5 protein-coding genes are annotated in these 6,282 nt (G+C 71.0%); 2 read left to right on the forward strand and 3 right to left on the reverse strand.

All coding sequences use genetic code 11. The features are described from left to right. Window positions 1-87: 87 nt before the first annotated feature. Window positions 88-1,002, forward strand: a complete 915-nt coding sequence (locus ABZ479_RS34855; RefSeq protein ID WP_500465293.1) for an alpha/beta fold hydrolase — start codon at window positions 88-90, stop codon at window positions 1,000-1,002. Between the two features lie 160 nt (window positions 1,003-1,162). Here the strand turns inward: ABZ479_RS34855 and ABZ479_RS34860 are convergent, their stop codons facing one another. The 3 genes from ABZ479_RS34860 to ABZ479_RS34870 form a co-directional block, all read right to left on the reverse strand. Then, a complete protein-coding gene (locus ABZ479_RS34860) occupies window positions 1,163-2,269 on the reverse strand; it encodes a type III polyketide synthase (RefSeq protein ID WP_500465294.1) in 1,107 nt (368 codons plus the stop codon). Between the two features lie 360 nt (window positions 2,270-2,629). Beyond that, a complete protein-coding gene (locus ABZ479_RS34865; protein ID WP_500465295.1) occupies window positions 2,630-3,835 on the reverse strand; it encodes a cytochrome P450 in 1,206 nt (401 codons plus the stop codon). Window positions 3,836-4,071: 236 nt separating this feature from the next. Continuing rightward, window positions 4,072-4,227: a DUF6131 family protein gene (locus ABZ479_RS34870; RefSeq protein WP_500465296.1), complete on the reverse strand. Its 156-nt coding sequence runs from the start codon at window positions 4,225-4,227 to the stop codon at window positions 4,072-4,074. 636 nt (window positions 4,228-4,863) lie between these two features. Between ABZ479_RS34870 and ABZ479_RS34875 the strand changes: the two genes are divergently transcribed. Beyond that, the gene (locus ABZ479_RS34875; RefSeq protein ID WP_500465298.1) at window positions 4,864-6,222 is read left to right on the forward strand and encodes a glycoside hydrolase family 16 protein; all 1,359 of its coding nucleotides are present in this window, start codon (window positions 4,864-4,866) and stop codon (window positions 6,220-6,222) included. The last annotated feature ends 60 nt before the right edge of the window (window positions 6,223-6,282 follow it).

Here is a 6,282-nt window from a genome sequence, read left to right on the forward strand (position 1 = left end):
GACGACCGTCACCCACCGCCGATCGAACTTCGCGTGCCGCCCGCCGTCCTGTCGGTGTCCTCGACACCTTTCGGAAACGGAGTACGGATGTCCACGTCCGCGACCCATCCCCTGTCCCCCGGCACCCACACCCTGGAGGTGGACGGTGTGGTCCAGCGCTACCACGTCCACGGCACCGGCACCGGTCCGGTGTGCATCGCGCACTCGGGCGGGCCGGGCGTGTTCTGGGAGTACCTGCGCATGCCCGAGGTCGAACGGCACCTCACGGTCGTCTACCCGGAGCCGGTCGGCACCGGCGGCTCGGGCCGGCTGCCCTCGCACCCGCACGGGTACACCCGGGAGCTCTACAGCCGGTTCCTGGACGCCCTCGTCGACCACCTCGGCGCCCCGCGCGTCTACCTCCTGGGGCACTCGCACGGCGGCTTCGTCGTCCAGTACCACGCCCTGCGCCGTCCCGCGCGCGTCGCCGGGGTCGTCCTCTACGACAGCTCCCCGGTCACCGGCCCCGAGCTCGGCGCCGAGGCGGCGCGCAAGGTGGCGGAGTTCGCCGCCCGCAACGCGGGGCACCCCGGTCTGCCGGAGGCCCTGGGGGCCCTGCAGGGGGTGTCCGCGATCTCCGACGACGCGGGGATGACGGCGGCCCTCAAGGGCCTGCTGCCCGCGTACTTCGCCGACTACTGGGCCCGGGAGGAGGAGTTCGCGCCCCTGCGCGCCGCGGTGACGGGCACGTACATCTCGGGGCTGGACACCGGCCTCGTCCCCGATGTCATCGACGACCGCGGGCAGTTGGGAACCCTGACCGTCCCGGCGCTGGTCGTCGTCGGCCGGTACGACGTGATCTGCGGGGTGCGGTGGGCCGATGAACTGCACGGGCTGATCCCCCGATCGGAGCTGCTGGTCCTGGAGGACAGCGGGCACTTCGGCCACCTCGAGGAGCCCGGGCGCTTCGCGGAGGCCGTGGTGGGCTTCGTGGCCGCCCGCGAGGGGGCGGTGCCCGCCTGACGGACCGGGGAACGGGTGCGACGCGGCGGCCGCGCGGCCGCCGCGTCGCAAGGCTGAACGGGCCGCGCCCGTCCGGTGAGGGCCGGGCCGGCCGGTGGCGGGGACACCGTGGTGTCCCCGGCCACCGCCGGCCGGGACCGTCGCCCACCGGGGCCGTCGCTCAGGTGATGACGTCGTACTCCCCGTAGGAGTGCTGCGGCGTCATCGTGGAGTCGAGCCCGTTGGTGACCCAGGTGCCGAGGACCATCTCCGCGGTGATGCCCGGGCCGAAGCCGGCCAGCAGCCCGCGGTGCCCGTCGAGGGCGGAGCCCTCCTCGAACATCCGGTAGAGGGCGTCGAGTACGACGGCGCTCGCGATGTTGCCGTACTCGGTCAGCGTGGCCCGGCTGAACCGGAACGACTCCGGCGGGACGCCGAGGAAGCGGCACAGGTCGTCCAGGATGCGGGGGCCGCCGGCGTGGATGATGTAGTAGTCCAGTTTGGCGGCGTTCCACGCGTGGTCCTCGGCGACCTGGCGCAGCACCGGCGCCAGGGGTTCCATGGTGCCGGGGACACGCTTGTCGAGCTGGAAGTGGAAGCCCGTCTGGCGCACCGCGTAGGAGATCCACTCCTCGGTGTTCGGGATGAGGTAGGAGGCGTTGCGCTCCAGCCGCATCCCGGTGCCGCCGCTGCCCCGGACGACGGCGGCGGCGATGCCGTCGCCGAACAGGCCGTTGGAGAGCAGCGTTCCGACGCTGAGGTCGGTGGGCTGGTAGCACAGCGAGCAGAACTCGCAGGCCACGATGAGGGCGTTGGCCTCGGGGTACGCCGTGCAGAAGTCGTGGGCGCGGTTGATGGCCGCGCCGCCCGCCGCACAACCGAGCTGCGCTATGGGCAGTTGCCGGGTGTCGTGGCGGAAGCCCATCTTGTTGATGAGCCACGCGGTCAGCGAGGGCATCATGAAGCCCGTGCACGAGACGTACACGATGATGTCGATGTCCTCGGGCTCCAACTCGGCCTGGTCGAGAGCCTTTCGTACGACGGCCGGTACCCGCGCCTTCGACTCCGCCTCGTAGATCTGGCTGCGCACGTCGAAGCCCGGATGCTTGAGCACCTCTTCGATCGGCTGGATCAGGTGCCGCTTCTGAACGCCCGTGTTCTCAATGAGCCTGAGGGTCAGGCCGAGTTGCGGGTGGTCCTTGTGCAGCCGCCGTGCCAGCTCGAGCGTTTGTTCGCAGGTGATAACGTTGTCGGGTACCGAAATCACCGGCTTGCACAGAACAGCCATGGGTGGCTCCATTTCCTGCCCCTCGGCGGGCTATGGTCCATGTGGTGCGCTGCTCCGGGATTTCCGGAGCAGGCCCGTACCTGTCACGAAAATGCGGTAGGGGGTACGGGCGCATTCATCGGCGCACCCACAGGGGGACTCTCAGGAGGTCCCGGCAAAAGTCGGTTCACAAAAGGGGACCGGCCGCTGTCGAAGTGGATTCATGGCCTGTTCAGATTTGCGTCCACCAGGAAAACGTACGTCACTTGGGCGGATTCCGCATGTCGGAGCGGCCGGCACCCGTCGCCACGAGGGACGACGTGACGGGACCGGCCCCGCACCCGTGCGGGGTGCGGGGCCGGTCCGGGCCGGGGCGACGGGTCACCAGGCGACGTGCAGGGCCACCGGGTAGCGCCAGATCGACGTGGCGCTCCACCGCACCTCGTCGGCGGGCTTGGCCAGCCTCAGGTCCGGGAAGCGCCGCAGCAGCTCCCTGAAGGCCACCTGGAGCTCCATGGTCGCCAGGGGCGCGCCCAGGCAGTGGTGGCCGCCCCAGCCGAAGGTCATGTGGGGCGTGCCGGTGCGCTCCAGGTCCAGCTCGTCGGGGCGGTCGAACTTCTCGGGGTCGCGGTTCGCCGTCAGGTACGAGACGTGGACGACGTCGCCGGCCTTGATCAGCACACCGCCCATCTCGACGTCCTCGACGGCGATCCGCGGGATGCCGACGCCCTTGCGGAACGGGATGTGGCGCAGCATCTCCTCGATGGCCTGCGGGATGAGGTCCGGCCGCTCCCGCAGCATCGCCATCTCGCGGGGGCGGGTGAGCAGGGTGTAGGCGATGTTGCCGATCTCGTTGGACGTGGTGTCCTGGCCCGTGATGAGCAGGACCATCGCCATGACGGCGAGTTCCTTGTCGTTGAGGATCTCGTCCCCGTCACGGGCGGTGGCCAGCACGCTGACCAGGTCGTCGCCCGGGCGGGCGCGCCGGTCGGCGGTGAGCTTGGTGAAGTAGTCCCGCAGGAAGGCCTTGGAGTGGACGGCGTTGGCCCGGTTGTCGGGGCTGAAGTCCATCATGGTGCGGGCGTGGCCCCGCAGACCCCAGCTGTCCTCGTCGGGGATGTCGAGGACCTCGCAGATGGCGGCCAGCGGGAGCGGCGCGGCCAGGTGCTCCACGAGGTCGGCCGGGGAGCCGCTGCGCTCCATGCCGTCGAGCAGTTCGGCGACGACCCGCTCGATGCTGGGGCGCATGTGCTCGACGTTCCGGGGGGTGAAGCCCTTGGAGACCAGCGAGCGCAGCCGGCTGCTGTCCGGCGGGTCCATGACGTTGATGGCCTCGTCCTGGACGATCGGCTCCGGCGTCATGCGGGGGAAGTCCTTGCCGACGACGGCGGCGCGGCTGAAGCGCCGGTCGGTCGTCACCGTACGCACGTCCTCGTACCGCGTGACCAGCCAGGCCTCACCCTCACCGTGCGGCAGCTTGATGCGGGAGATCTGCTCGTTCTCCATGAAGTGCTTCAGCTGCGGGTCGAACTCGAGGGCTTCGGCGAAGTCGAAGGGGCAGTTGTGCGCGGAGGAACCGGATTCCATGCGAATACTCCAGTGCACCTGGGCGTCGGGGGGACATATCACAACCAATCCCCAGCGCGCGCCGGTGACCACTGCAGGCGGCCCATCCGGGCGACCCCCGCCGCGACCGGGCGCAGGCGCGAGGACGGCCGGGCGGACGGGTGTACGGACGGGTGTGCGGAGCCGCGCCCGCGGCCCCGCACCCATGGGCGTGCCGCGCCCCGGGGGACGCGGCACGCGGGCGGGCTCACCCGCCGTCAGTAGTAGTGGCGGCGCCCCGCGACGGCGTGCCCCATGGCACCCAGGACCCAGAGCACGAGGCCGATGGCCACGAGGATGACTCCCAGGGTCCACAGGATGGAGATTCCGGCGAGGAATCCGACGATCAGGAGGATGATGCCGAGGATGATCATGATGCACTCCCTTGCTCGGCCCTGGTCGCCGTTGCCGCGCACCGGGCCGGACGCGCCGCGGGGGCGGGCCCCGGGGCGTTGACCGCGCGGTGCGCGGCCGGGCCGGGTCCCGCTCGGACGGGACCGGCCCTCGGCGTCGCCCGCCGTCCACGCCCGCGGCGTGGACCTGCCGGCTTCGCATTCACCCCCATTCCTACAGGGATCGGCTACCCGGTTCCGCGCGTTTCATGACGACCCGATCGGTCCGGCCCGATGCCGGGCGTAATCAGGAGCCCTGGGAGAGAGCGCTCTCAGAAGCTGGAACACACCCGGTGACACGCCCTGCCGAGGTGCGGAGGACGGCTCAACGGCACGCTCTCGACCGCCACTTCGCACCTGCGGTGCGGGCCGCCCCTGCCCCGGCAGGACCCGCCGCCTCCAAGCAGTGAAGGCAGGGACGCATGTGCGACTTCTTCTGTTCCATGTATTGACCGCGGTTCACCCCGGCGGGAAGGTGTTCCCGCCAGATGAGAGCGCTCTCAACGCTCAGACCTGAACCGCACCCTTCCCCGGCACCGATCCCGAGGAGGCATCACCCCCGTGTCCACGCGAACGACCACCCGCAGGCGGTACGCCGCCAGACCGATCACCCTGGTGATGGCTGCCGCAGCCACCGCCACCGCCCTCTGCCTGGGCCTGCTCGGCTCGGCCACGGCCGCCGTCCCGGCGGCACCTTCCGGCTGGACCACCGTCTGGAGCGACGACTTCAGCGGCGCCGCCAACACCCTCCCGTCGAGCGACAACTGGATCGTCGACACCGGCACCAGCTACCCCGGCGGCGCCGCCAACTGGGGCACCGGCGAGGTGCAGACGTACACCGCCAACACCGCCAACCTCCGCCAGGACGGTTCCGGCAACCTGCGCATCACCCCGATCCGGGACTCCGCGGGCAACTGGACCTCCGGGCGCGTCGAGACCCGCCGCAGCGACTTCGAGCCCCCGTCGGGCGGCAAGCTCCGCATCGAGTCCCGCATCCAGATGCCGAACGTCACCGGCGCGGCGGCGGCCGGCTACTGGCCCGCCTTCTGGACGCTGGGCGCGCCCTACCGGGGCAACTACTGGAACTGGCCCTCCATCGGCGAGTTCGACCTGATGGAGAACGTGAACGGCGTCAACCAGGTCTGGGGCACCCTGCACTGCGGCACCAACCCGGGCGGCTACTGCAACGAGACCACCGGCCTCGGCGCCACCCGGGTCTGCCCCGGCAGCGCGTGCCAGGGCAACTTCCACACGTACGCCTTCGAGTGGGACCGCAGCGTCAGCCCCCAGCAACTGCGCTGGTACGTCGACGGCGTGCAGTTCCACTCGGTGAACTCAAGCCAGATGGACGCCGCCACCTGGAACGCGGCCACCGCGCACGGCCACTTCATCCTGCTCAACGTCGCGATGGGCGGGGCCTTCCCCGACCCGGTGGCCGGGTACAAGACGCCGACGGCCTCCACCGTCTCGGGCGTGCCGATGCTGGTCGACTACGTCGCCGTCTACAGCTCCGGCGGTGGCGGCACGCAGCCCCCGACCGATCCCCCGCCGACCGGGGGCACCGGCGGCGCGTACGGCACCCTCCAGGCCGAGTCGTACACCCAGCAGTCCGGCACCACCGTGGAGACCACGACGGACAGCGGCGGCGGCAAGAACCTCGCGTCGCTCGCGAACGGCGACTGGGCGCTCTACTCCGGCGTCGACTTCGGGACCACCGCGGCCCGGCAGTTCAAGGCCCGGGTCGCCTCCGGAGCCGCCGGAGGCGTCAGCGGCCTGGTCGAGGTACGGCTGGACAGCCGGACCAACGCCCCGATCGGCAGCTTCTCCGTCGCCAACACCGGCGGCTGGCAGAACTGGACGACGGTCCCGGCCAACATCTCGGGCGTCACCGGCAAGCACGACGTGTACCTGACCTTCACCAGCGGCCAGCCGTCCGACTTCGTGAACGTCAACTGGTTCACCTTCAGCACGACCTGACACACCCCCTGCCGCCCGCGGCACCCCCGGCCGGGCCCCTCCCCCGGCGGCCGGCCGGGG

Origin of the sequence: Streptomyces sp. NPDC005722 (genome assembly GCF_040630935.1) — a bacterium.
GTDB lineage: Bacteria > Actinomycetota > Actinomycetes > Streptomycetales > Streptomycetaceae > Actinacidiphila.